General features: G+C 56.2%; 22 protein-coding genes. 15 read left to right on the forward strand and 7 right to left on the reverse strand.

All coding sequences use genetic code 11. The features are described 5' to 3' along the window. Nucleotides 1-97: 97 nt before the first annotated feature. Together ABMA60_RS04470 and ABMA60_RS04475 are read right to left on the reverse strand one after the other, a co-directional pair. Entirely contained in the window at nt 98-2,029 is a 1,932-nt protein-coding gene (locus ABMA60_RS04470; RefSeq protein ID WP_392799322.1) for a TRAP transporter permease, read from the reverse strand. Nucleotides 2,030-2,043: 14 nt separating this feature from the next. After that, nucleotides 2,044-2,973, reverse strand: a complete 930-nt coding sequence (locus ABMA60_RS04475; protein ID WP_392799325.1) for a TAXI family TRAP transporter solute-binding subunit — start codon at nt 2,971-2,973, stop codon at nt 2,044-2,046. A 251-nt stretch (nt 2,974-3,224) separates the two neighbouring features. Here ABMA60_RS04475 and ABMA60_RS04480 point away from each other — a divergent pair, with 251 nt between their 5' ends. Beyond that, nucleotides 3,225-3,995 carry a sulfite exporter TauE/SafE family protein gene (locus ABMA60_RS04480; protein WP_392799328.1) on the forward strand — a complete coding sequence of 257 codons (771 nt, stop codon included), beginning with the start codon at nt 3,225-3,227 and terminating at the stop codon, nt 3,993-3,995. Here the strand turns inward: ABMA60_RS04480 and ABMA60_RS04485 are convergent, their stop codons facing one another. After that, nucleotides 3,996-5,114 (reverse strand): PQQ-dependent sugar dehydrogenase, encoded by a 1,119-nt coding sequence (locus ABMA60_RS04485; protein WP_392799331.1) that lies wholly within the window; start codon nt 5,112-5,114, stop codon nt 3,996-3,998. It lies immediately after the preceding gene. Nucleotides 5,115-5,208: 94 nt separating this feature from the next. Between ABMA60_RS04485 and ABMA60_RS04490 the strand changes: the two genes are divergently transcribed. From ABMA60_RS04490 to ABMA60_RS04500, 3 genes are read left to right on the forward strand one after another with little or no spacing between them, the layout of a single operon-like run. Next, a complete protein-coding gene (locus tag ABMA60_RS04490; protein ID WP_392799333.1) occupies nt 5,209-6,573 on the forward strand; it encodes a hypothetical protein in 1,365 nt (454 codons plus the stop codon). 35 nt (nt 6,574-6,608) lie between these two features. Further along, entirely contained in the window at nt 6,609-7,040 is a 432-nt protein-coding gene (locus tag ABMA60_RS04495) for a type II toxin-antitoxin system RatA family toxin (RefSeq protein ID WP_392799336.1), read from the forward strand. 4 nt (nt 7,041-7,044) lie between these two features. Next, the gene (locus ABMA60_RS04500; protein WP_392799339.1) at nt 7,045-7,347 is read left to right on the forward strand and encodes an RnfH family protein; all 303 of its coding nucleotides are present in this window, start codon (nt 7,045-7,047) and stop codon (nt 7,345-7,347) included. A 9-nt stretch (nt 7,348-7,356) separates the two neighbouring features. Here ABMA60_RS04500 and ABMA60_RS04505 read toward each other — a convergent pair whose 3' ends face one another. Next, entirely contained in the window at nt 7,357-7,632 is a 276-nt protein-coding gene (locus tag ABMA60_RS04505) for an outer membrane protein assembly factor BamE (RefSeq protein ID WP_392799342.1), read from the reverse strand. A gap of 106 nt (nt 7,633-7,738) precedes the next feature. Between ABMA60_RS04505 and fur the strand changes: the two genes are divergently transcribed. Next, nucleotides 7,739-8,146 carry a ferric iron uptake transcriptional regulator gene (gene fur / locus ABMA60_RS04510; protein ID WP_392799345.1) on the forward strand — a complete coding sequence of 136 codons (408 nt, stop codon included), beginning with the start codon at nt 7,739-7,741 and terminating at the stop codon, nt 8,144-8,146. A gap of 110 nt (nt 8,147-8,256) precedes the next feature. On the opposite strand, the gene recN is transcribed toward fur, so the two are convergent. After that, a complete protein-coding gene (gene recN, locus ABMA60_RS04515; RefSeq protein ID WP_392799347.1) occupies nt 8,257-9,930 on the reverse strand; it encodes a DNA repair protein RecN in 1,674 nt (557 codons plus the stop codon). A 227-nt stretch (nt 9,931-10,157) separates the two neighbouring features. On the opposite strand from recN, the gene grpE reads away from it, so the two are divergent. The 5 genes from grpE to ABMA60_RS04540 all read left to right on the forward strand — a co-directional run bounded on the left by grpE (nt 10,158) and on the right by ABMA60_RS04540 (nt 16,830). Continuing rightward, the gene (gene grpE / locus ABMA60_RS04520; RefSeq protein WP_392799350.1) at nt 10,158-10,748 is read left to right on the forward strand and encodes a nucleotide exchange factor GrpE; all 591 of its coding nucleotides are present in this window, start codon (nt 10,158-10,160) and stop codon (nt 10,746-10,748) included. A 91-nt stretch (nt 10,749-10,839) separates the two neighbouring features. Next, complete coding sequence (dnaK, locus tag ABMA60_RS04525) at nt 10,840-12,753, forward strand: molecular chaperone DnaK (protein ID WP_392799353.1); 1,914 nt, start codon at nt 10,840-10,842, stop codon at nt 12,751-12,753. 116 nt (nt 12,754-12,869) lie between these two features. Beyond that, entirely contained in the window at nt 12,870-13,994 is a 1,125-nt protein-coding gene (dnaJ, locus tag ABMA60_RS04530; protein WP_392799356.1) for a molecular chaperone DnaJ, read from the forward strand. 125 nt (nt 13,995-14,119) lie between these two features. Next, on the forward strand, nt 14,120-14,923 hold the full coding sequence (dapB, locus tag ABMA60_RS04535) for a 4-hydroxy-tetrahydrodipicolinate reductase (RefSeq protein WP_392799358.1): 804 nt from the start codon (nt 14,120-14,122) through the stop codon (nt 14,921-14,923). A 662-nt stretch (nt 14,924-15,585) separates the two neighbouring features. Continuing rightward, nucleotides 15,586-16,830, forward strand: coding sequence for a hypothetical protein (locus ABMA60_RS04540; protein WP_392799361.1), 1,245 nt, complete (start codon nt 15,586-15,588; stop codon nt 16,828-16,830). Between the two features lie 190 nt (nt 16,831-17,020). Here ABMA60_RS04540 and ABMA60_RS04545 read toward each other — a convergent pair whose 3' ends face one another. Continuing rightward, complete coding sequence (locus tag ABMA60_RS04545) at nt 17,021-17,920, reverse strand: LysR substrate-binding domain-containing protein (RefSeq protein ID WP_392799364.1); 900 nt, start codon at nt 17,918-17,920, stop codon at nt 17,021-17,023. Between the two features lie 101 nt (nt 17,921-18,021). Here ABMA60_RS04545 and ABMA60_RS04550 point away from each other — a divergent pair, with 101 nt between their 5' ends. Next, nucleotides 18,022-18,852: a pirin family protein gene (locus ABMA60_RS04550; RefSeq protein ID WP_392799368.1), complete on the forward strand. Its 831-nt coding sequence runs from the start codon at nt 18,022-18,024 to the stop codon at nt 18,850-18,852. Between the two features lie 71 nt (nt 18,853-18,923). Here the strand turns inward: ABMA60_RS04550 and rpsT are convergent, their stop codons facing one another. Next, nucleotides 18,924-19,193, reverse strand: a complete 270-nt coding sequence (gene rpsT / locus ABMA60_RS04555) for a 30S ribosomal protein S20 (RefSeq protein ID WP_392799371.1) — start codon at nt 19,191-19,193, stop codon at nt 18,924-18,926. 171 nt (nt 19,194-19,364) lie between these two features. Between rpsT and murJ the strand changes: the two genes are divergently transcribed. From murJ to lspA, 4 genes are all read left to right on the forward strand, one after another. Further along, nucleotides 19,365-20,930, forward strand: a complete 1,566-nt coding sequence (gene murJ / locus ABMA60_RS04560; protein WP_392799374.1) for a murein biosynthesis integral membrane protein MurJ — start codon at nt 19,365-19,367, stop codon at nt 20,928-20,930. Nucleotides 20,931-21,005: 75 nt separating this feature from the next. Continuing rightward, on the forward strand, nt 21,006-21,926 hold the full coding sequence (gene ribF, locus ABMA60_RS04565) for a bifunctional riboflavin kinase/FAD synthetase (RefSeq protein ID WP_392799376.1): 921 nt from the start codon (nt 21,006-21,008) through the stop codon (nt 21,924-21,926). A gap of 57 nt (nt 21,927-21,983) precedes the next feature. Then, nucleotides 21,984-24,803, forward strand: coding sequence for an isoleucine--tRNA ligase (ileS, locus tag ABMA60_RS04570; RefSeq protein WP_392799378.1), 2,820 nt, complete (start codon nt 21,984-21,986; stop codon nt 24,801-24,803). Next, the gene (lspA, locus tag ABMA60_RS04575; RefSeq protein WP_392799381.1) at nt 24,796-25,314 is read left to right on the forward strand and encodes a signal peptidase II; all 519 of its coding nucleotides are present in this window, start codon (nt 24,796-24,798) and stop codon (nt 25,312-25,314) included. Before ileS ends, lspA begins: the two co-directional genes overlap by 8 nt. The last annotated feature ends 1 nt before the right edge of the window (nt 25,315 follow it).

Here is a 25,315-nt window from a genome sequence, read left to right on the forward strand (position 1 = left end):
GCTTTTTTTGCTGAGTCAGTAGAGGTTCTCGAACCTTGGCAACGGCAGTGCTGAGGATAAACTGGCGGCGCTGCCTCAGACAGCGTCGCCAGCCGTTTCAGCGGGTCGCTGGCTGGCGTTTGTCAGCTAACAGACTGCGCCACAGCAGAATGATCAGCAAGACGATGCCGATGGCCCGGGCGCTGAGCACCAGCGGTGACAGGTCAGCAACTGGAGCCGGCCAGGCGACGCCAAGCGCAGCCATTATCCAGAGCAGGCGTTGCAAGGGTTGCAGCGGTTGACCCAGCCAGCCGGCCAGACCAATGGTCAGGCCGCCGGTGGCCAGAACCGCGAGCACAATGGCGGCAGTAATGTCGCCGGCCGAGCCGATCATCAACAAGCCGGGCATGGTGACAAAGAGGAAAGGCACCAGCAATTTGACGAAGCCGAGCCGGATGGCTTCCAGCGCGGTGGCGTTGGCCGAGGCGCCGGCAATGGACGCGGCGGCATAGGCTGCCAGCGCCACGGGCGGCGTGATGGCGGACACCAGGCCAAAGTAGAAGATGAACATATGAGCGGCGATAGGCTCCATGCCCAGACGCGTTAAGGCGGGTGCGACCAGGACAGCGAGCAGCAGGTAGGCGGCCGAGGTGGGCAAGCCCATGCCGAGCACAAAGGACGCCAGTGCAGTCAGTGCCAGTACACCCCAGAGGCTGCTGCCACCGGCTTCGACGATCAGGCTGGAGACCATCAGGCCCATACCGGTCAGGTTCAGAATACCGATAACGGTGCCGGCGGCGGCAACGGCCGCGACGATGGGGGCAGTCGCTATCAGCGTCTGCTGACAGACGGCGATCAGGCCTTTGATATCAAGGCGGGTGTCCTGGCGCCACGGACTGATCAACAAGCCTACGACGATGGCAAGAACCGCCGCGTGAGTGGGGGACTGACCGCTGACCATCAGGGCAATCAGTGCGATCAAGGGCAGCAACATATAGCCGCGTTCACGCAGCGTTTGGCCAAGAAAGCTGAGCCCGCCCTCGGTGTCGCGTTCCAGTTGCAGCCGGCCGGCTTCCAGACGCACCGCGAGCATCAACGCAAAGACGTACAGCAATGCTGGAATCAAGGCGGCCAGGGCCACTTGCGGGTAGGGCATGCCGATGATTTCGGCCATCAAAAAGGCTGCAGCCCCCATGACCGGCGGCATGATTTGCCCGGCTGAGGATGCGGCGGCTTCGATGGCGCCAGCCAGGCGCGGCGTGTAGCCGACCTTCTTCATCAGCGGGATGGTGAAGGTGCCGGTGGTGACCACATTGGCCACGGCACTGCCGTTGAGTGAGCCGATCAGTGCGCTGGACAAGGCGGCTGAGAGCCCGGGTCCGCCTTTAACACGACCGGTCAGACCGCGGGCAATATCGACAAAGACTTCGCCGGTGCCAATACGGCTTAGCAGCGCACCAAAGAGAGCGAACAGGAAGATGTACTCCACCGCCACGCCCATGGGCACGCCGAAGTAGCCTTCGGTCGAGAGCATCAGGGTTGAGGTGAGGCGCGCCAGATCGTAACCGCCGTGGCCGTATTTGCCGGGAATCAGATAACCAAACCAGGCGTAGGCGAACGCCAGGGTCATCAATACGACCAGCGCCCAACCCAGGGTAAGGCGGACAAAGACAAATACCACGGCGACCAGACCGATAAAGATCCACTCATCCAGCGGCACGGACATGGCACCACGCATGATGATGTCCATATAGCTGTGCCACAGATAAGGGCCGGGAATCAGCGCGATCAGTGCCAGCAGATAACAGAGCAGCCGCCAACCGGGCCAACGCAACTGCAAGGCAGCGGCGGTCAGGCCGGCAGCGGCAACGCCGGAGAAAAACGTCGAACGCAGCAATAAGGCGGTGATGCCGCCGAAGTAGGCGCCGTAGATGACCAGGGCGGAAACCGCCACGGCCATGAACGCAAATAACCCGGAGACGATCCGGGTTTCCAGCGGCCCGACCCGGCTGTCGAGCGCCAGGGTCGGGGATACAGAAGCTTCAGTCATGGTCAGTTGTCGCTTCAGTTGTCGCTAAAGTAGCGAGCCGCACCCGGATGCAGGGCAATGGGGGTATTCGGTGCGGTTTCCTTGGCAATGGCAGCCGCCTGAGGATGCACACTGCCGAGCTGATCCAGATTGTCGAACAGCGCTGCGGTGATGCGATACACCAGATCATCAGAGGCGCTTGCGGCGGTGAACAAGGTAGCCGGATCGTTGATCATGGTCACGGCGGTGGTCTGGTCGGGATAGGTGCCGGCCGGAACCTGATACAGCTGATAGAAGGGGTATTCGGACAGCATGTCGACAACGGCGGTGGCATCAACGGCCAGCAGCTTCATGTCTTCCTGGGAATCCAGGTCGATCAGGGCAGCCGTGGGCGCGCCGGCCAGAGCGACGGTAGCATCGACCTGACCATCCATCAGTGCGCTGACACCTTCGTTATAAGACAGGAAGCGCGGTTCGATGTCGTCGAAGACGCCATAAGCTTCGAACAGTCGTTGCGCCAGTACAGCAGCGTTGCTACCCGGAGGGCCCATGGAAACACGGTGGCCGGCGAGATCGGCAATGGCGTCGATACCGGTGCCGTCGATGGTGGCGACCTGCAGCACGGCCGGGTACAGATAGGCCACGGCGGCTACATCCATGGGCTGACCATCAAAGGCGCCGATGCCGTTCTTGCCTTCGTAGAGTGTCGAGGATGATGACAGCCCGAAGTTCATCTGGCCGGCGGAGACGCGGCGAATGTTTTCCACCGAGGCGCCGGTGACTTCGGCCCGGGCCGTGGTGTTATCAACGTGTTGGTTGATGGTGTCGGCCATACCGGCCCCGATGACATAGAACAGGCCACCGGTGCCGCCGGTGCCAATGGACAGGCGGTCTTCGGCCAGAGCCGTACCGGCCAGCAGGGTGGTGATCAATACTAGGGTGTAGCGAATTACAGCAATACGCATGAGTCTGTCGCTCCTGAATCTTGTTTTTATGGGGGTCTGTGACCGGTTCAGAATACCGTCATTTATAGCATCGGTGCAGGTAGGGAGGGTTAATCCGTATGGACGCTGTGTTGCACGTTGCTGGTTTTGGTAGCGATCGGTGTTTATCGCTGCATGGCTGCTGAACGGTGCGTTCGGTGGTCAAACAGGGTAATGCGCTGGCCAGTCGATTAGGCTGGCGCCCTTGGTATTTGAGTCTGCAGTGAACGGTGATGATGCAAGATCCTCTTACATGGAACCTTTGGCTGATCGGGGTATTGATCGGCGTTTACTTTATTTCCGGCGGCATTAAAGGCCTGTCGGGGTTTGGCATGCCGATGGTATCGATTCCGGTATCAACCCTGGTGTTGGGCGCGTCGATTCCCCAGGCCATGGGCTGGGCGCTGGTGCCGGTCTTTGTTACCAATGCGGTGCAGATTGTTCAGCATTGGTCGCACCGCCAGGTATTGCGGCGTATTTGGCCGCTGGTGCTGGGAATGTTGGTGATGCTGGCGGTGTCGGTACAGCTGCTGGCGTCCTTGAGTTCGTCGGTGCTGTCGATTCTGGTCGGCAGCATGATGCTGGTGTCGGTCGCTTCTCAATTGGCCAAACCGCTGCAGATTCCGCTGCGCTGGCAACCCTGGATGCTGGGTGTGAGTGGCGCGATCAGCGGCGCTCTTGGTGGGGTGACGTCGTTTTTTGGTTTTCCGGCGCTGCAAACGTTGATGGCATGCGGGCTGGAAAAAGATGACTTTGTGTTTTCGGTGAGTCTGAGTTTTTTACTGGGCGGTCTGGTTCTGGCCGTCGGTTTGGGCGGCCAGGGTTTGGTCAGTCACACCGATGCGTTGCTGTCCCTGCTGGTGGTGGTGCCGGCTCTGATTGGGCTGCGGCTGGGGCACCGGGCGCGCAGCCGACTGTCGGTGACGACTTTCCGGCGCATTATCTTTGTGCTGTTGCTGCTCACCGGCTTGTCGATGGTGGCCAATGGTTTGCTGCGCTTCTAATCAGTCGGCCGGACGCAAACGCAGCAGCCGGCCGCTGTCGGTACTCAGATAGAGCCAGCCTTCGACTGGGCTGACTGCCAGCGCGCGGATGCGTTCATTGAGGTCGCCCAGCAGACGTTCTTCATTGTCGGGTTCGCCGGCGGCATTGAGGCTGACTCGATTCAGGTGCTGTAACACCAGCGCTCCGGCAAAGAGATTGCCTTGCCAGGCGGGAAAGGCGTCGCCCTGATAGACGATCAGGCTGCTCGGTGCGATGGACGGAATATAAACTTTGACGGCGTTGCGCATGCCCGGTTGCGAGTCGTCCCCGACGTCGACCGGTCCCCAGTATTCTTTACCCTGAGATACTACCGGCCAGCCGTAATTGGCGCCTTTTTCGATCAGGTTGATTTCATCGCCGCCGCGCGGTCCGTGTTCGATTTCCCAAAGTCGGCCGCTGCCTGCATCGAAGGTTAATCCCTGCGGATTGCGGTGACCGTAACTCCAGATTTCATCCAGTGCTTCGCGGTTGCCTACGAACGGATTGTCGTTCGGAACCGAGCCGTCGAGATTCAGACGTAGAATGCTGCCGGCGTGGGTTTGTCGATCCTGGCCGTTGGGGCGTTCGCCTCGATCACCAATGCCAAAGAAAACATGGCCATCGCTGTCAAAGCTGATGCGACTGCCGAAGTGGCGGCTGGTTGAGGTGGTCGAGCGGGTGATCAGTAAGTCCTGCCAGTCGGTCAGTTCGGTGCCGTTAAGTTGCGCCCGGGCGAGGGTGGTTGCTGCCTGGCCGTTGTGTGGCTTGCTGTAGGTGAAATAGAGCCAGGGCTCTTGGGCGAAATCCGGGCTGAGCGCCACATCCAGTAAACCGCCCTGACCCTGGGCCGCGACTTCGGGTAATCCGGTCAGTGCCTGGCGTTCGCCGCTGTCACTGTCGATGCGCCAGGCGCGACCGCTGCGCTCGGTGACGATCAAGGTGTTGTCGTCGACAAAAGCCAGACCCCAGGGGATGCCGAGGTTATCGGCGACCTGCTCAACCACAAATGCCTGACCGGCGCTGCGACCCTCGAGAATGGCGGCGTTCACTAATAGTGGACTGGTGATCAGGCTGATCAGCATCAGCAGGCGCGTCAGCATAGAGGTCTCCGGCGATGAAACGAACGGCTTTCACTGTGGACGGCCGACTGTCATTGCGCAAGGCAGGACGCTTATACTGGCGACCATGAATCAAATGTTCATTTTGCTGATCCTGTTCGGCAGTCAGATCGGTCTGTCCGATTTCCTGTTGTTGCCTGTGCACGCGGCCCGGTCCGGCGAGCTTAGCTTTTTGTTGCTGTATGCCGTGTTCAAGCTGGTGATTGTCTTGCCGCTGCTGCATGCGGAGTTGGTGGCTGGGCGCTATCAGGGCGTGTCGCCAGTTGAGTTGGCCACTGAACGCCGCGGTCGCCCCTGGGCGCGCGCCTTGCTGGTGTGTTTGCTGGCAGCGGTGCTGTGTGTGCTGGCGATTAACCTCTACAACGCCAGTTGGACCTTGGCGGTGGGTTGGGATGGTTTGACCGGTCGCGTCGCTGGTTTCGATCGTCTGGATCGGGTGTTGTATTGGTACGAGCTGGGTTTGCAGAACGAGCGTCTGATCGCCCTGATTTTTCTGCAGGTGTTGCTGCTGGGCGCCGTGGCGATCTTTGCCTGGACGGGCGCGGCTCTGGTCTATGCCCTGGTATTGCCGCTCTGTCTGATCCTGATGCTGGTGCAGCTGCCCGAAGTGGTGGCTTTGTTGCAACAATGGAACTGGCACCCGATCGGGGTCGGCGAAACCATTCAGGCGCTGCAATACGCTCTGACCTCCTCGATGGCCGGCTTTATGGTCTGGTATCTGATCGGCAGCCGTCTGCCGCTGAGTCTGCCCACCGGACGCTGGGTGTTGGCGGCCCAGCTGTTTGATCTGTGTTTGGGGCTGGTGATTGTTGCGACCTTGCATACGGGCTTGGCACAAACTGATATCACCGGGTCAGAAGCCGGCGTAGTGTTGCAGGCGCTGGTCGCTCAGCTGGCACAAAGCGATGGTCTGTCGCCGACCTGGGCGACTTTCGTGGCCGTCGGATCAGTTGTCGGCGCGCTCGGCAGTTTGCCGTTGTTGTTGCACTTTTCATTGGTGCATACCGGTCGCAGCAGCCGGCGTTGGCTGATTGCCGGTCTGGCTGCCGCCTTGGTACTGGCGCTGCTGTTGCAGTTGTCAGCTCGGGTTGAGCCGCGTCTGACCTGGTATGGCCTGCCGTTGACCGAGCTTTTCAGCCGCTTTGCGTTTTCGCTGGTGGCGCCGGCCATGGCGTTGCTGACCACGCTTTGGGTCGGTTGGGGGTTATCGCCCAATCAGGTTCTCAAGCAGGTAAACCCGCGTACTGGTGGGCGCTATCTGGCCTGGCGATTGGCGGTCAAGGTTTTGATCCCGGTAGCGGTTGCGTTAGTATTCGTGCGCGCTACGTTGGGCTTTGGCGGTGCCAGTCCCACTCAAATACTCGCTGTGGCCATCCTGCTGTTGGTACTGTGGCGGTTGTTTGACTGGCTGCGCCATCAATCCATCTATCCTCGCTTTTAAGGCCCCGCTGCGGGCTTCTGGCCAGACAGGTTGTCATGACAGAGATTCATCGCACCGCCCTGGTGCCTCATTCCGCCGAAACACTCTATAACCTGATCAACGATGTTGAGGCCTATCCTCAGTTTCTGGATGGCATTGTCGATGCGCAGGAAATTGAATCCTCCGAGACGCACATGGTCGGACGTCTGGTGGTTCGCAAGGCCGGTATTGAACGGACCTTGGTAACGCGCAATCAACTGGAGCGACCGCATCGCATTGAGTTGCAATTGGTGGAAGGGCCACTGAAAAGTTTAACCGGCCTTTGGACCATAACGCCGTTGGGCGACGAAGGCTGCCGGGTGGCGTTGGATATGTCGTTCGAAACCGACGGACGTTTGATGGCGATGGCATTCGGGCCGATATTGCGCCAGTTGGGCGATCGTATGGTGGATGCGTTTGTGCAGCGCGCTGATGAACTCTATGGCTGAGGTTATGGACAGTATTGCGGTTGAAGTGGCGTTCGCGACACCCGAAAAGCAGTTGATTGTTTCCCTGGATGTACCGGCCGGTACCAATGCTGCCGAGGCTGTTCGTCTCAGCGGTATTGCCCGGGAGTTTCCTGATGAGGATATCGCGGCCGCCCCATTGGGCATTTTCGGTCGTAAACTGTCGGATCCGGAGGGGACAGAGCTTAGTGCTGGGGATCGTGTGGAAATTTATCGGCCGCTGTTGATCGACCCCAAACAGGCCCGGCTCAATCGAGCGGCCAAGGCCCGTCAGGAAAAATCAGAGTAACAGGGATGGCTAGCTGCGGTTGATCCGACTGACCTGACCACCTTCAAATTCAACTTCAAGATGCTCAAAGCGCCCATCGTCTTGCTGCAGCGGATACACCCAGCGCTGCTGAGGCTGTTCGCCGGTCAGCATGGGTGTGCCCAGCAGAAATTGCACCTGATCCGGAGTCATGCCGGTTTCCAGCTGTTGCAGCTGTTCCGAGCGGATATAGTTGCCTTGCTTTAACTCGGGCTGGTAGGGCTGAAAGAAACTGCAGGCGCTCAGCGTGGTGACTATGATCGCCATTGCAATTAACTTTGTGCTTTTCAGGTTCAAATCGTTATCATCCTCAACATATAAAGTGCCCTGTTTGGGCGCAGCGCAGTGTAACACCGACCCAAGGAGACGATAAGTGACAACACAAAATCAGGAGCTCAAAAAGGCGGGTCTGAAGGTGACTTTACCCCGGCTGAAAATTCTTCAGATGTTCGAAAGCAATCCGGATGGTCATCTGAGCGCCGAAGAAGTCTATAAAGCGCTGCAAGACGGTGGCGAGGATGTTGGACTGGCAACCGTTTATCGGGTGCTGACTCAGTTTGAGTCTGCTGGTCTGGTGATGAAGCACAATTTTGATGGCACCCATTCAGTCTATGAACTGGCCAGCGAAGAGCATCACGACCATATGGTAAATATTGAGAATGGTGAAGTGGTGGAGTTTGTCGATTCCGTTATTGAAGAGCGTCAGCATGCCATTGCCAAAGAACATGGTTTTGAACTGGTCGATCACAGCCTGGTGCTGTACGTTCGTTCCAAGAAGTAATCTGCTTTAAATTCACCCTGGCTGCTTTTCCTGGTTAAGCCAGGGTGAATCCTCACTTCTTATCTGTCTGTTGAACCTATCTATTGCCCCCTAACTATTGCCCCTAACAATCAATGTTGCCGTTGATGGCGCATCAGCATTTCTTCGGCGTGCGCGCGAGTCTGAGCGGTGATATCGATGCCGCCCAGCATGCGGGCAATTTCATCAATGCGCCGGCTGTCCTGAATGGAGTGGATATCAGTACGGGTGCGATTGCTTTCCTGTTGTTTGGTGACGACGCAATGGTGGTGACCCAGAGCTGCGACTTGTGGCAGGTGCGTCACACAGATGACCTGGCCGCGCTCACCCACAGCGCGCAACATCAGGCCGACGATTTCTGCGGTGGCGCCACTGATGCCGACATCCACTTCATCGAATACCAGCGTTGGAATGGTGGAGTGTTCCGCGCAGATCACCTGAATGGCCAGGGAGATACGTGACAGTTCACCACCGGAAGCGACTTTGGCCAGCGGCCGTAACGGTTGCCCCTGGTTCATACTGACCTGGAACTCAACTCTATCCAGACCGTCCGGTGTGGCTTTTTCCAGTGATTCGCAGAGCACCGCAAAACGGGCGCCGGGCATGGAGAGCTGATCCAGCTTGTCCATGACTTCGGCCGCAAAGCGTTCGGCTGCCTGGCGTCGTTGAGTGCTCAGTTCCGTTGCCTGATCGCGGTATTTGGTTTCCAGTTGTTTAACTTCCTCGGCCATGCCTTCCAGATCTTCGGCGTCGGTGGTCAGGCTGTGCAGCTCCTCGGACAATACCTGGCTGTGCTCAGGCAGCGCCTCTGAGCGAATCTGATGTTTGCGGGCCAGGCTGTGAATACGGTCCAGACGGTCTTCCACTTCCTGTACTCGGGCCGCATCCACTTCGAAACTTTCCAGGTAGCTGTCCAGATCGCCGCTGGCTTCCTGTGCCTGGATTAAGGCGCTTTCCAGCAGGCCGATGGCGTTGGTTAAGCGCGGGTGGGGATCTTCCAGGCTGGTCAGTCGTTGCAGGGCGTTTTTTAACGCGGAGAGCGCATCATTGCCGTCTTCATTTTCCAGCAACTGTCGAGCGGCATAGCTTTCGTTGACCAGATTCTCGGTCTGGTTGTAGCGCTTGAACTCCTGTTCCAGATCCTCCACTTCACCGCTTTGTAAGGCCAGCTGCTGCAGCTCATCGACCTGATATTCCAGCAATTGCCGGCGCGCGGCGTTTTCATCGGAGTTGTCTTTGAGCTGGCGATATTTGCGGGCGCGGCCTTGCCAACTGATCCAGGCTTCGCGGACTGACTGGCGCAGCTCTTCCTGGCCGGCGTATTCGTCCAGCAGGCGCAGATGGGTATCGATGCGTAACAGGGATTGATGGGCGTGCTGGCTGTGGATGTCGATCAGGCATTCGCCCAGAGCCTTCAGTTCGCTTAACGGAACAGGCTGGCCGTTGATGTAGGCGCGTGAACGGCCTTCGGCGGAAACGGTGCGGCGAAGAATGCAGTCGTCGCCCTGGTCCAGATCGCGTTCTGACAACCAGGTTTGCGCCGCCGGAATACGGGCAACCTGAAAGCTGGCGGTGACCTCGGCGCGTTTTTCACCGTGGCGCACGATGCCCGAATCGGCACGTTCACCCAGCGCTAGTGATAAGCCGTTGAGCAAGATGGATTTGCCGGCACCGGTTTCGCCGGAAATGGAAGTCATGCCTCGTTGCCATTCGATTTCGATATTGTCGGCAATGGCGATATTACGGATAACCAGACTCTGCAGCATGGGTGCTCCCCAGGTAGGTCGAATACTGGCTATATGTACAGTGTTTTTGGTGTGATTTCAAGCAGCGCTATTAACAGCGGTGCTATTCCCTTGAAATAGCAGGTCAAGTCCCAATTAATTCGGCCAGCTAACTCACCAATCACTTCGCACTGATGCAGTGTGGAGGGTGGTTTTATCACCCGGTCACGGCCGGATAAGTTCGGAATATTTAAATTTGGGATCCGATGATGGCAAGCGAAGATAAATCAGTAGAGACCCAGGAAGACGTTGCGCCGACAGAGGCTGCCCCGGAAGCCGCCGCTGATGAGGCTGCTACGTCTGAGCTGGCAGAGCAGTTGGCTGCTGCTCAACAGCAGGCGAAAGAAAATCATGAGCAATACCTGCGTGCTGAAGCTGAAATGGCCAACCTGCGTCGCCGGGTAGAAAAAGACGTCGAAAATGCTCACAAGTTTGGGCAGGAAAAACTGGTCAAGGAAATGCTGACGGTAGCGGACAATCTTGAACGTACGCTGGCCGCTATCGAAACTGAGACCGATGAGATCGCACCGTTAAAAGAAGGTGTTGAGATGACCCTGAAAGGGCTGCTCGATACCTTCGATAAGCTGAATGTCGAAGCGATTGATCCTCAGGGGCATCCTTTTGATCCTCAGCTGCATCAGGCCATGTCCATGGTTGAAAACCCGGATGTTGAGCCGAATACCGTTATCGCCGTGATGCAAAAAGGCTACACCCTGCACGAGCGTCTGGTACGCCCGGCCATGGTGATGGTCAGCAAAGGTTCCGGTGGTGGCGGTCAGAGTATTAATGAGACCGCTTAATAACCCTGCACTGCGCAGGGTCTTGAATTCGAAACAGCCGCTCACATATAGCCAAGCAAGCAGTTAAACGAACTACGGAGTGTCAGTTAAAATGGGCAAGATCATAGGCATCGACTTGGGAACCACCAACTCGTGTGTGGCCATTCAGGAAGGCGACAAGGCGAAGGTGATCGAAAACGCCGAGGGCGATCGTACCACCCCGTCCATTGTGGCCTTCACCGATGATGATGAAACGCTGGTCGGACAACCGGCTAAGCGTCAGGCCGTCACTAACCCAACCAACACCCTCTACGCTGTTAAGCGTTTGATCGGTCGTCGCTTTGAGGACGATGTTGTCCAGAAGGACATCAAGATGGTCCCCTACGAGATCGTCAAAGCCGACAACGGTGACGCCTGGGTTAAGGTCAAAGGCGACAAGAAAGCACCGCCGCAGATTTCCGCCGAAGTCTTGAAAAAGATGAAAAAAACGGCTGAAGAATATCTGGGCGAAGAAGTGACCGAAGCGGTTATTACCGTACCGGCATACTTCAACGACTCTCAGCGTCAGGCGACGAAAGACGCCGGTCGCATTGCGGGTCTGGAAGTCAAACGTATCATCAACGAGCCAACCGCAGCTGCGCTGGCTTATGGCATGGACAAAAAACGTGGCGACAGTGTCGTGGCGGTCTATGACCTCGGTGGTGGTACTTTCGATATCTCCATCATCGAAATTGCTGAAGTCGATGGCGAGCATCAATTTGAAGTGCTGGCCACTAACGGTGACACCTTCCTCGGTGGTGAAGATTTCGACCTGCGCCTGATCGAATATCTGGCAGAAAGCTTTAAGAAAGATTCCGGCATCGACCTCAAAGGCGATCCGCTGGCGATGCAGCGTCTGAAAGAAGCCGCTGAGAAAGCCAAAATTGAGCTGTCTTCCAGCCAGCAGACCGACGTCAACCTGCCGTACATCACGGCTGACCAGTCTGGTCCGAAACACCTGAATGTGAAGGTGACTCGCGCCAAGCTGGAATCGCTGGTTGAAGATCTGGTTGAGCGTTCACTGGAGCCGGTTCGCGCTGCGCTGCAGGATGCTGATCATGAAATCTCCGATATTAATGAAATCATTATGGTCGGTGGTCAGACACGTATGCCGCTGGTGCAGAAGCGTGTTGCTGACTTCTTCGGCAAAGAGCCGCGTCGTGATGTGAACCCGGATGAAGCCGTTGCTATCGGTGCTGCTATTCAGGGTGCTGTGTTGTCAGGTGACGTCAAAGACGTGCTGCTGCTCGACGTTACCCCGCTGACGCTGGGTATCGAAACCATGGGCGGTGTGATGACTTCTCTGATCGAGAAGAACACCACTATTCCGACCAAGAAGAGCCAGGTGTTCTCTACGGCCGACGACAATCAGGGCGCTGTGACCATTCATGTGGTTCAGGGCGAGCGCAAAATGGCCAGTCAGAACAAATCGCTGGGCCGTTTTGATCTGGCCGATATTCCGCCGGCACCGCGCGGTGTACCGCAGATCGAAGTCAGCTTTGATATCGACGCCAACGGTATCCTGAACGTCTCTGCCAAAGACAAGGGAACTGGCAAAGAGCAGTCGATCGTTATTAAAGCCAGCTCAGGTCTGAATGACGACGAAATCGATCGTATGGTGAAAGATGCCGAGGCACACGCTGAGGACGACCGTAAGTTCGAAGAGTTGGCGCAGGCGCGTAACACTGGCGATGGCTTGGTTCACGCGACGCGTAAAACCTTGAAAGATGCTGGTGACAAAGCGACCGACGAGGAAAAAGCGGCCATCGAAAAAGCGGCTGAAGAACTGGAAGAAGCGCTCAAAGGTGATGACATTGAAGCCATCAATGCCAAGACCGAAGCGCTCAGTGAAGCCTCTGCTGCTCTGGCTCAGAAGCTGTATGCCGAGCAGGGTGCGGATGCCGCAGCTGCTGGTGCGGACGCTTCTTCGGCTTCTTCCGACGATGCCGTTGATGCTGAGTTTGAAGAAGTAAAAGACAACAAGTAAGTCGGCCTCTGGCGACTGGCTGCAACTGCGGTTGCAGCCGCATCGGCTCCGGGGTGTTCTGCGCTCCGGAGCCGTCCTGTTTTTGGAATATCAGCTGAACAAAGGCTCAAGCGGCAATGTCCAAGCGAGATTACTACGACGTACTCGGTGTCGAACGCGGTGCGGACGAAAAAGAGATTAAAAAGGCGTATCGCCGTATGGCGATGAAGTATCACCCGGACCGTAATCCGGGCGATGCCGAAAGTGAGGCCAAGTTTAAAGAACTGTCGGAAGCCTATGAGGTTTTGGCCGACCCGCAGAAAAAGGCGGCTTATGATCAGTTTGGGCATGCTGGGGTTGATGGTCAGGGTGGCTTTGGCGGTGGCGGCAGTGCTGGCGCCGGCAGCTTCAGCGATATTTTTGGTGATGTCTTTGGTGACATCTTTGGCGGTGGTGGTGGCCGTCGTTCCAGTGTGCAGCGAGGCTCAGACCTTAAGTACAACCTGGAACTGACCCTGGAAGAAGCCGTCCGTGGCACCGAGAAAACACTCAATATTCCAACCCTGGTTAACTGCGATGTCTGTGAAGGCAGCGGCGCCAAAAAGGGTACCAAGCCAGTTACCTGTTCAACCTGTAACGGCATGGGTCAGGTGCGCATGCAGCAAGGTTTCTTTGCGGTGCAGCAAACTTGCCCTTCCTGTTCCGGTACCGGTCAGATCATCCAGGATCCTTGCACCAGCTGCTATGGCCGTGGTGTCAAAGAAGAAACCAAAACCCTGAACGTAAAAATTCCGGCCGGTGTCGATACCGGTGACCGCATTCGTCTGTCTGGCGAAGGCGAAGCGGGGCGTAACGGAGGGCCTGCGGGTGACCTCTATGTGGAAGCGCATGTTAAGAAGCACGAGATTTTTGACCGCGAAGGCACCAACCTCTTATGCGAAGTGCCGATTGGTTTTGCAGAAGCCGCCCTCGGTGGTGAGTTGGAAGTGCCAACACTCGATGGTCGTGTGAAACTGAAGATTCCTGCTGAAACACAAACCGGCCGGTTGTTCCGTCTGCGTGGCAAAGGCGTTAAGTCGGTGCGCGGTGGCGCTACCGGTGATCTGTTATGCAGGGTTGCTGTGGAAACACCAGTGAATCTGACTGCACGTCAGAAAGAGCTGTTGGAAGAACTCAGCGCCAGTCTCAATGACGGTAAGAAGCATTCACCTCGGACCAAAGGTTGGTTCGATGGTGTGAAAAAGTTCTTCGAAGAAATGTAACCCTTTAAGGTCGGCTTGTGCTGACCTGTCCGGATCGGCTCATTCTGGGCCGTATCCGGAAGCTTTACCCTTCCCTATAATCCCCCTTCGTTTGTCAGTCATGCACAGAGTTTGGGGACCTTCCGATGTTGAATATTGCCATTGCCGGCGCCGCTGGCCGTATGGGCCGCGCACTGATTCAAGCTGTATCCAGTAACGATGCAACCCAGTTGGTAGCAGCAACCGTATCGCCGACGTCGAGCCTTGCCGGTGTCGATGCTGGTGAGTTGGCGGGTATTGGTCGAGTGGGCGTTGCTACTGAAATGGCCATTGAAGTCCTTCGCTCCGCTGACGTGGTTATCGACTTTACGACACCGCAGGCGACGCTGAATCATCTGGATCAATTAGCAGGCACCGATGTGGCCGTGGTTATCGGTACGACTGGCTTTACCGATGAGCAATTGCAGCAAATGGCGCAGCACGCTAAACAGCGTCGTATTGTCTTTGCCGCTAATTACAGTGTCGGTGTCACCCTGGCGTTGCAGCTGCTGCGGACCGCTGCCCGGGTCATGGGTGATGACAGTGATATTGAAATTATTGAAGCCCATCATCGTCATAAAGTGGATGCGCCGAGCGGCACAGCATTGCGGATGGGTGAGGCGGTGGCCGAGACCTTAGGGCGCAATTTAAAACACTGTGCTGTCTATGGTCGGGAAGGGCAGGAAGGTCCTCGTCGTGATGACACCATCGGTTTCGCTACTGTCCGAGCCGGTGACATTGTTGGTGAGCACACTGTCTTGTTTGCCAGTGAAGGCGAGCGCCTAGAGATTGGCCACAAGGCCAGCAGCCGGCAAACCTTTGCCCGCGGCGCATTAAGAGCGGCTACCTGGCTCGTCGATCAGCCAGCCGGTTTATACGACATGGAAGACGTACTTGCATTGAAAAATTAAGCGTTCGGGTGCTTGAAATGCAGGCCTGAATTTGTCCGAAATGCCATTGTATGCGGCACGTTTTAATGGTTTGTCAGCCGTCAAAACCTCAGGAGTCGTTGCTCAACTGTTGATGGCGATTTTTGTCGATTGGGTACAATCCAGATTTCATGCGGCTTCCAGGCCATTTTCTGGTTTTTGGACAGCCAATGAAAATTCGACTGACGAACGTCAAAAAAACGCAAAAAAATGGGTTGACCACCCTCTGAGGCTCTGGTTTGATAGGCCTCGGACGTTGATTGAGCCATTCTCGATCAAGCCCGGAGCAAGGAGCGAACCGGGGTGGAAGGGCTTCGGTGCGATGTCGATTTACTAATCGACAGCTACCAATCTGCCTTACCCTCGAATGCAGTAATGCACTCTACAGGAGCCGATGTTGAATCGCCTGTCCGCCCAGAGTAGCCTAGCTGCAGAGACGTTTTCCTCCGGTAACGTTTTGACTCTGCAATGCGGTTGTAATATACGTATAGCAGGATACAACGATAACAAGGGTCCTGGTTGACGTTAGATTCGTGTGTCGTTATTGGTTGCCAAATCGGTAGCGTACCGACTCAAGTGTCAGTCATGATTCATCGAGAAAGTCTGGTCACCAAACCAGTTAAATAAAAAAAGGGGAATCTTGAATGAAAGCGATCAAAATTGCTTCTGGTGTAGCGATCTCTGCACTGGCTGCTGCAATCTCTGCACAGGCCCACGCCGAAGGCGACACCGAATTTTCCTGGAGCGCTGTTGGTTCCATGGAAGCCATGTTCGTTTATGACTTCGAAGGCGAAACCAAAGACGTAGATCTGGATGAAGAAGATGACTTCGATTCAGCAACTGCTGGCGAAGCTTGGGGTCTGGAAGTCACTCACACCATCACTCATGGTCCATTCTCTGGCAACATCGTTTTCACTATTGACGATGGTGATTATGACTATGCAATCGAAGACTTGATTGTTACTGATGGTGCTATCTCTTTCGGTCAGATTGGTAGCCTGTTGGAAACTGACGATTATGCTTACGACATGGGTGATTCTGAAATCCTCATTGATGAAGCATCTGTTGCCGATATCGACGGCAATGGCGAAAACGACGACGCAGAAGTCGATTTGGAATTGGACGACGGTGCTCCGATTGATGCTGGTGTCCGCTACACCATGGGTGGTCTGCAGGTTCAGATCGAAGGTCAAAACGATGACAACGCTCAAAATGGTACTGACTACGGTGTAGCTGCTGCCTACGCTGGTAGTGTTGACGCTCTGTCTTACCGTGTTGACGCTCAGTTCCGTGCGTCTGACGAAGCTCCTGACAGTGCCGATCCTTACACCTATGCTGGTGCAGGTGTAACTTACACTGCTGATATGTTCTCCGTTAAGGCTGCATACAACACATACACAGCTCCGACTACTGTTGCTCAAGTAGCAAGCTCTCAAGAAAAAGAGACTTTTGCTGAGTATGGTTTTGAAGTTGAAGTAACTCCAATGGCTGCTCTGACTGCCTACGTTAAAGGCCAAGACCTGGACGCATCCAGTGTTCTGGTTGATGACTCTATGGAGTTGTTGTTCGGTGCCGCTTACACCATCGACATGATCACCCTGACTGGTGAGTATACTTACACTGCTGCTGAAGAAGCTGGTGATGAAATCCTGGCTAATGTTACTTACACCGACGGCCCGATGAGTGCCTACGGTGAAGTGACTCTGGCTAACTTCGATGCGGAAACTGCAAATGCTCCGCTATTTGAAGCCGGTGTTTCTTATACTCAAGACAACGGCGTTGTTTATGCTGCTGACTACGACTTCCGTGCAGAAGAAGCTGACGCGGTCGACGCAGAGAACGCCGCAGCTATCAATGCTCTGAAACTGTCTGCTGCCTACGCATTCTAATTTAGACCGAGTCTAAACTTAGAAACGAAGCCGCCCTTAGGGGCGGCTTTTTTGTGCCTAGTGATATTGATCGGGGTGTTTAGAGAGGAGTTCGGTAAACCGTTTACTGTTGCCGTGCGGTTTAAATTGAAACTTTGCTTGCTCACCGAAGCGGGCTGATATCTGGATACATAATAGAGAAGGGTTACGACTACAATCCTAATTGCACGCCATCAATCCGTTCCAAAAACCACTTCAAGGCCTCCCCGCTCACACCTTTGCGCCATGCCACGATGGCAGTGTCTTTATTCTCCGGGGCGTCGACCTTTACTTGTACCAGTGTTCCGTTTTTTAGTTCTTCCTGAATACGATGCAAAGGTAAGTAGCCAACACCCAGTCCTGCTTTTTGGGCCTCAATTTTGTCGCTCATGGTGGGTACCGTGATGACTTTGTTTTGTCGGGTCCAGCCGACGGTTCTGGGTGTCATCAGTTGGGTGGTGTCGCGAACCACTATGGTTGGGAATTCTTCAATCTCTTTCACCACAACTTCACAAGCGCGTTCGGCAAGTGGGTGTCCGCTGGCGACAACGAAGATCATTCTGGTTTCGCCCAGCTCTCTGGTTTCGTAGCCTTCCAGCTTAGGGTCCAGGTTGCTGGCAGATAGAATCATGTCCGCGCTGCCGTTGATCAACATTTCCCAGGTTCCGGATAGCGAACCGTGCAGCAGGTGAATTTTGATGTAGGGATGTTCGTTGTTGAATTCGCCGATTAAGGGAAACAGCCGGCTGGCTTCATAAAAGGTATCTACACCGATGCGCAGTTCGGGTTCCCAGCCGCTGGCAATTTTCTTGGCTGAATTGGCCAGGCTGTCCATATCACGCAGGATGTCACGGCCTTCTTCCAGAACGAGGCGTCCCGCCGGTGTTAACTTAGCTCGATGACCTGATCGATCAAACAAGTCGACGCCTAAGTCCTGCTCAACTTTCTGAACGGTGTATGTCAGCGCCGATGGCACTTTGTGTAGCGCTTGTGCCGCAGCGGCAAAGCTGCCGCGCTGATCAATGGCGTCCAGCGCACGGAGCAGGTCGAGCGATATAGGGTTATGAGCCATGGTATTCAGTATTTTTGAAGTGAAGGGGCAATATATTCCGCTTACAGCCGAGCCTGCAAATGCTTACTTTGGTGTCATTCAATAAACGGCAGGAGAACGAGATGAGCCAAGAGCGTAGTGTTCGACAAATTGCCAAAGGTATTCCTACGTCAGACGGTGCCGGTGTCAAACTGACCCGGGTCATCGGTAACCAATATGTCCGTAACCTGGACCCATTTTTGATGTTGGATGAATTTAAGTCCGACGATAAAGCGGATTATATGGCCGGTTTTCCGATGCACCCGCACCGGGGCTTTGAAACCGTCACCTATATGCTGAAGGGCGCTTTTCGTCATGGGGACAATCAGGGCAATACTGGCTATCTGGCACCTGGGTCCATCCAATGGATGACGGCCGGGCGAGGTATCGTCCATGAGGAAATGCCCAACCAGGAAGATGGTCCGGTGTGGGGTTTCCAGCTATGGGTGAACCTGCCGTCGACGCACAAAATGACGGCACCACGCTATCAGGATATCCGGCCGGAAGATGTGCCAGAGGTTGAGCTTGAAAACGGTAAAGTCAAAGTGCTGGTGGGTAACTTCCAGGGTGTGGAAGGGCCGGTGGAAGATGTGGTGACCGACCCTCTCTATCTGGATTTTCATCTGCATGATGGTGCCAGTCAGCGCGTCGAAGTGCCGCTTGGTAAGTCAGCCTTTGTGTATGTCTATCAGGGTTCGGCTGAGCTGGCAGGAACGCAACTGCCGGAACGTCATTTGGGCATTCTGGGTGAGGGAGACTACATTGAGGTCAGTTCGTTATCGCCGGATACCCGTTTGCTGGTGGTGGCGGGTGATCCGATTGACGAGCCCGTGGTTCAGTACGGTCCTTTCGTGATGAATACTGTTGAAGAGGTTCAGCAGGCCATTACGGATTTCAACGAAGGTCGTTTCTGAATGTAGTTCAGTTGTTTTGTTGAAGCATAAAAAAACCCGCCGAGGCGGGTTTTTTCGTTTCCGGTCGATATTTAAGCAGCTTTCAGTGCTTTAATGCGAGCGGACAGGCGGCTCATGGTGCGAGACGCTTTGTTCTTGCTGATGATGCCTTTGCGGGCCATGCCATCGATAACCGGCTGTGCGGTCGTCAGGGCCTTGGACGCTTCATCGTAGTTCTTAGCTTCGATCTGCTTCACAACCTTCTTTACGTAGGTGCGAACCATAGATCGTTGACTGGCGTTGTGCGCCCGGCGCTTCACTGCCTGACGAGCACGTTTCTTGGAACCAGCAGAGTTTGCCACGGGCAGCTCCTTTCAACTGTCTTGAGGGTCAAATTCGAGGGGCGCGATTCTAGGGTTTCACTCGGTTGTTGTCAATGCTGCCCTGCGCGGACTTACTTCTTCGCTTCCGGCCAGGTGCCTGGATCGGCTAGACTGGGCCGCTTCGCCCTTTTGACCACGGATCGAATCGACATGGCTGCAGCCGACTCAAAGCGCACTAAAGGCCGACAAGGCTTGTTGAGTCATTCGATTGTCGTAGCGTCCGCGACCATGGCATCAAGGGTGTTGGGGATGGCACGCGATGTTGTCTTCGCCGTGCTGTTTGGTGCTGGCGGAGCCATGGATGCTTTCTTTGTTGCCTTTAAAGTGCCGAACTTTTTGCGGCGCTTGTTTGCAGAAGGGGCCTTTAACCAGGCCTTTATCCCGGTACTGAGCCAGATTCGACAGGAAGAAGGTGATGCTGGCGTGCGGCGTCTGGTCGCAGCCACTCAGGTGGCGCTGGGTTCGGTGGTGGGTCTGATTACCGTCGTTGCCATGGTTGCTTCGCCCGTTGTGGCCTGGCTGTTTGCCCCTGGTTTTCATGACGATGGCGTCAAATTGGCGCAAACAGCCGACTTTCTCCGGCTGACCTTTCCTTATCTTTGGTTTATTTCATTGACTGCTTTAGCGCAGTCGGTACTCAACACCTACAATCGCTTTGCCGCGCCAGCCATTACTCCGGTCATTCTGAACCTCTGTTTGATCGGCGCCGCGTTCTGGTTAACCCCCCAATTCGACGTGCCGATGACCGGTCTTGCCTTAGGTGTTCTGGTGGCGGGCGCGCTGCAATGGCTCTGGTTATGGCCTTCGCTGATCCGCCTGGGCGTTTGGCAGCCGCTCAACTGGCGTGCCCGTCATGCTGGTGTGAAACGTATAGCCGTGCTGATGGTACCGGCGCTGTTTGGGGTCTCAGTCAGTCAGATCAACTTACTGTTGGATACCGTCCTGGCCTCCTTGCTGGCCGATGGTTCAGTGGGCTGGTTGTATTATTCCGATCGTCTTTCAGAGTTGCCATTGGGTGTGATCGGTATTGCCATCGGGACGGTGCTTTTACCGCGCCTTTCCAGTCAGGCCAGCGCCGAAGATCCGGATGCCTTTAAGCGAACGCTGGGCTGGGCATTGGCATTAGTGCTGACCGTCGGTTTACCCGCCATGGCGGCACTTGTTGTTTTGGCGGAGCCGTTACTGACGGTCTTGTTTCAATATCAGGCCTTTACGGCTTATGACGTCAGACGCAGTGCGGCCAGTTTGATGGCCTACGCGGTCGGACTTCCCGCCTTTATGTTGATCAAAATACTGGCGCCCGCTTTCTTTGCACGTCAGGACACCCGCACACCGGTGCGCATTGCCATCTGGGCGATGTCGTTGAACATGGTATTCAACCTCTTACTGATCCTGCCGTTGGCGCACGTTGGTTTGGCTTTGGCGACGGCGCTGTCATCCTGGGTGAACGCTGGCATGTTGGCCTGGACTCTGGCGCGCGAACGCCGATTACCGGAAACGGCACTCTGGTTGCCTGCCACATTGCGTGCGCTTTTTGCTTCGGCGGTCATGGCCGCGGCGCTGTTCGGCGTGATGAGCCTGGAGTGGATGGCGTTGCCGGCTGACATTTCAGGGCGGATCTGGCGGGTGGCGCTGCTGGTTGTCGAAGGTTTATTGGTCTTTGCCATCGTCTGGTGGTTGCTGGGTGGGCGTCCGCGTCATTTATCGGGGCACTGAAACTGTGCGTTGACGGAAGACGCCATCGGCACTTTTTTGTATACTGCGCGGCCCTGTTCGCCACCACAGATCGCTATGCGTATCAGTCGTCGACCTCGACCGCTCGGCCAGCCGGCCGCCGTGACCATTGGCAGCTTCGATGGCCTTCATCTGGGGCATCAGCGCTTAATCGAAGCGCTTAATGAAGCGGCTCACTCTCGTGGGCTGGCATCTACTGTTGTCACCTTCGAGCCTCAGCCGCGCGAATTCTTTGATCCCAAGGGCGCTCCGGCCCGTCTGGCAGCCTTGAACGACAAAGTTCGGCGGCTTGGCGCCATGGGCGTTGATCAGCTCGTGGTGCTGTCGTTCAATTCCGCCTTGCGCGCCATGTCGGCCGCCGATTTTGTTCAGCACGTGTTGATCGACGGCCTGAATGCCCGCTGGGTTCAGGTGGGTGACGATTTCCGCTTTGGTAATGACCGCCGCGGCGATGTCGATTTTCTGCGCCTATACGACTTCGAAGTGCAGCAGCTGGAGTCACAACGTCTGGGTGATGATCGTGTCTCCAGTACAGCCATTCGCACCAGCCTGGCGGAGGGCCATCTGCAGGAGGCTGCCGAATTGCTGGGCGAGCCTTATACCCTAAGCGGCCGGGTTGTTCACGGCCGTAAACTGGGCCGCACCATTGGAGTGCCGACCGCTAATATCCTGATGAATCATCCCAAGCTGGCCACTAATGGCGTCTTTGCTGTGCGCACCCGGGTGGGCGATCGCTGGCTGCCGGGTGTGGCTAACCTGGGGCCGAAACCGACCGTAGGTGATGAACGTAACTGGCTTGAAGTGCACCTGTTCGATGCTGACCTTGATTTGTACGGCCAGCGCCTCGATGTGCAGCTATGGCAGCGGCTGCGAGGCATCGAAAGATTTGCTAGTCTTGACGCCCTGAAAAATCAGATCCAGACCGATATCCAGGCCGCACGTGCCTGGCTAGAAGCCGCCGATGTGAGCGGCTTATGAATCCTTCCAACCCCCGGTTGCCTGTGACAGGCCCATTGACCGAAGTGACCGACCTCCATGACTGACTATAAAGCGACACTGAATTTGCCGCAGACGGATTTCCCGATGCGCGGCAACCTGGCCAAGCGTGAGCCGGAAATGCTGGCTCAATGGGAGCAGAACGGCATTTACCAGCGCATTCGCGCTGCCAGCGCAGGTCGTCCCAAGTTCATTCTTCACGATGGTCCGCCGTACGCGAACGGCGACTTGCACCTCGGCCACGCGGTTAACAAAATCCTCAAAGACATCATCATCAAGTCGAAGAGTTTTATTGGCTTCGATGCGCCCTATGTGCCCGGTTGGGACTGCCACGGCCTGCCGATCGAACACAAGGTCGAAACGACCATCGGCCGTGCCGGCGACAAAGTCGACTTCAAAACCTTCCGTGCCGAATGTCGTGCTTATGCGCTGGGTCAGATTGACAACCAGCGTAAAGGCTTTATCCGCATGGGCGTCTTTGGCGATTGGCAAAACCCCTACCTGACGCTGAATCACCAGACCGAAGCTGACATCATTCGCGCGCTCGGCAAGATCGCCGAGAGCGGTCATCTGGTGCGCGGTTTTAAACCGGTGTACTGGAGTGTGGTCGGTGGTTCGGCTTTGGCCGAAGCCGAAGTCGAATACAAAGATAAAACCTCGTTCAGCATCGACGTGCGTTATGCGGCTCAGGATCCGGCTGCGGTACTGAAAACCTTTGGTACTGATGCAGGCGAAGGTGAAATCGGTGCGGTCATCTGGACCACAACGCCCTGGACCTTGCCCGCTTCCCAGGCCATCTCTGTGCATCCGGAGCTGGATTATGTGCTGCTGCAAACCGAGGTCGATGGCGCGCCGGCGCGGCTGATCCTGGCCGAAGGTCTGCTCGAAGCGGCGACTGAGCGCCAGGGTCTGGACAAGGTCGAAGTGCTGGCTCGCGCCAAAGGTCAGGTGCTGGAGGAACTGCTGTTCGACCATCCGTTTTATAAGCGTGACATCCCGGTATTGCTCGGCGATCACGTCACTCTGGACGCCGGTACCGGCCTGGTTCACACCGCGCCCGATCATGGCATGGACGATTTTCTGGTCTGCCAGCGCTATGGTATCGAAACACTGAATCCGCTCGATGACGGTGGTGTCTATCGCAACAACGTTGAGCTGTTTGCCGGCGAGCATGTCTATAAAGTCGAGCCGCACATCATCGAAGTGTGCAAAGAACATGGCCGTCTGCTCAGCGAAGGCAAGCTGACCCACAGCTACGCGCACTGCTGGCGCACCAAAACGCCGCTGATCTACCGCGCCACGCCACAGTGGTTCATCAGCATGGACAAGCAAAACCTGCGCGGCCAGGCGCTGGACGCCATCAAGGGCGTGCGCTGGGTGCCGGGTTGGGGCCAGAACCGCATCGAAGCGATGATGGAACAAAGCCCGGACTGGTGTATCTCGCGCCAGCGCACCTGGGGTGTGCCGATCGCCTTTGTGACTCATAAAGAGACTGGCGAGCTGCATCCGGAACTGCCGCGCATCATCGAAGCGGTGGCTGAACGTGTCGAAAAAGAGGGCATGGATGCCTGGTGGGAGCTGGATCTTGCCGACGTCATCAGCGATGCCGATCAGTACGAGAAAGTCACCGATACTTTGGATGTCTGGTTTGACTCCGGTGTCACCCACGACACCGTGCTGCGCAAGCGTCCGGAGCTGGGTCAGTACCCGGCCGATATGTATTTGGAAGGCTCGGATCAGCACCGTGGCTGGTTCCAGTCGTCGCTGAAAACCGCCGTCGCTATCAATGGCAGCGCGCCTTATAAGCAGGTGCTGACGCACGGTTTCACCATCGACGAGAAAGGACACAAGATGTCCAAGTCGTTGGGTAATGGCATCGAGCCGGAAGAAATCTTCAACACCCTCGGCGCCGATATCATGCGGCTCTGGGTCGCCTCGACCGACTACAGCGGCGAGATGGCGATGTCCAAGGAAATTCTCAATCGCACCGCCGATGCTTATCGTCGCATCCGCAACACCGCGCGTTTCTTTATTTCCAACCTGAGCGGTTTCGATCCGGCCAAAGATCAGGTCGAACCGGAGCAGATGCTGGCGCTGGATCGCTGGGCTGTAGATCGCGCTTACCGCTTGCAACAGGAAGTTTCTGACTGCTACGACAACTACCAGTTCGTTCAGGTGTACCAGAAGATCCACCACTTCTGCGTGCTGGATATGGGCGGTTTCTATCTGGATATCATCAAGGATCGCCAGTACACCACCCAGGCCGATTCCCTGGCGCGCCGGTCCTGTCAGACTGCGCTTTATCATGTGCTGGAAGCGCTGGTGCGCTGGATTGCGCCCATCCTCAGCTTTACCGCTGACGAACTCTGGCAGCATCTGCCTGGCGAGCGCAGCCTGAGCGTGTTCGAGCAGACCTGGTATGAAGGTCTGACCAGGCTGTCCGACAGCGAACCGATGAACGGTGCCTTCTGGGCCCAGGTTCAGGCCGCCAAAGAAGGCGTCAACAAGGTGCTGGAACTGGCGCGTAACGAAGGTCGCGTCGGTGGCAGTCTGAAAGCCGAAGTCACGCTCTACTGCGACAGTGAATTGAAGGCTGCCCTGGCGGAACTGGGTGAGGAGCTGCGTTTTGTCACCCTCACCAGCGAAGCCAAACTGGCCGATCTGAACGAGGCACCGGCCGATGCCATCGACACCGATCTGGAAGGTCTCAAAGTGGCGGTCGTCGCCTCCGAGCAACCGAAGTGTGAACGTTGCTGGCACCAGCGTGCTGACGTTGGCCTGCACCCTGAACATCCGGATCTCTGTGGTCGTTGCGTCGAGAACGTCGCTGGCAGTGGTGAGGTACGTTACTTTGCCTAAGCTCAATCAGCTGTTTCCAGGTGGTCCGCGGCAACTGCTGTGGTTGTTCATTGCCGCCGCCGTTATTGCCGTGGATCTATGGACCAAATCGCTGGCGGTGGAGTTGCTGACCTATCGTCAACCGGTGACGATTCTGCCGGTGCTCGACTTCACCTTGCTGCACAATCGCGGCGCGGCGTTCAGCTTTCTCGGCGCCGCCGGTGGTTGGCAGCGCTGGCTGTTTGTGTTGATTGCGCTGGCGGTTTCTATTCTGCTGGTGGTCTGGATTATGCGGCTTAAGCCGACCGATCGCTGGGTGTCTATCGCGTTGTCAATGATTCTCGGTGGCGCACTGGGCAATCTCTACGATCGGGTCACGCTGGGTTATGTGGTCGACTTTATCCACGCCCATTGGGGCAACAGCTATTTCCCGGCCTTTAATATTGCCGACAGCGCCATTACCGTAGGTGCCATCATGATTTTGATCGATGCTTTCTGGCTGGAAAAACGACGTCGCGGAGCCGTGAGTTGAG

The sequence above is a fragment of the Saccharospirillum sp. HFRX-2 genome (genome assembly GCF_043196805.1).
Lineage (GTDB): Bacteria > Pseudomonadota > Gammaproteobacteria > Pseudomonadales > Natronospirillaceae > Saccharospirillum.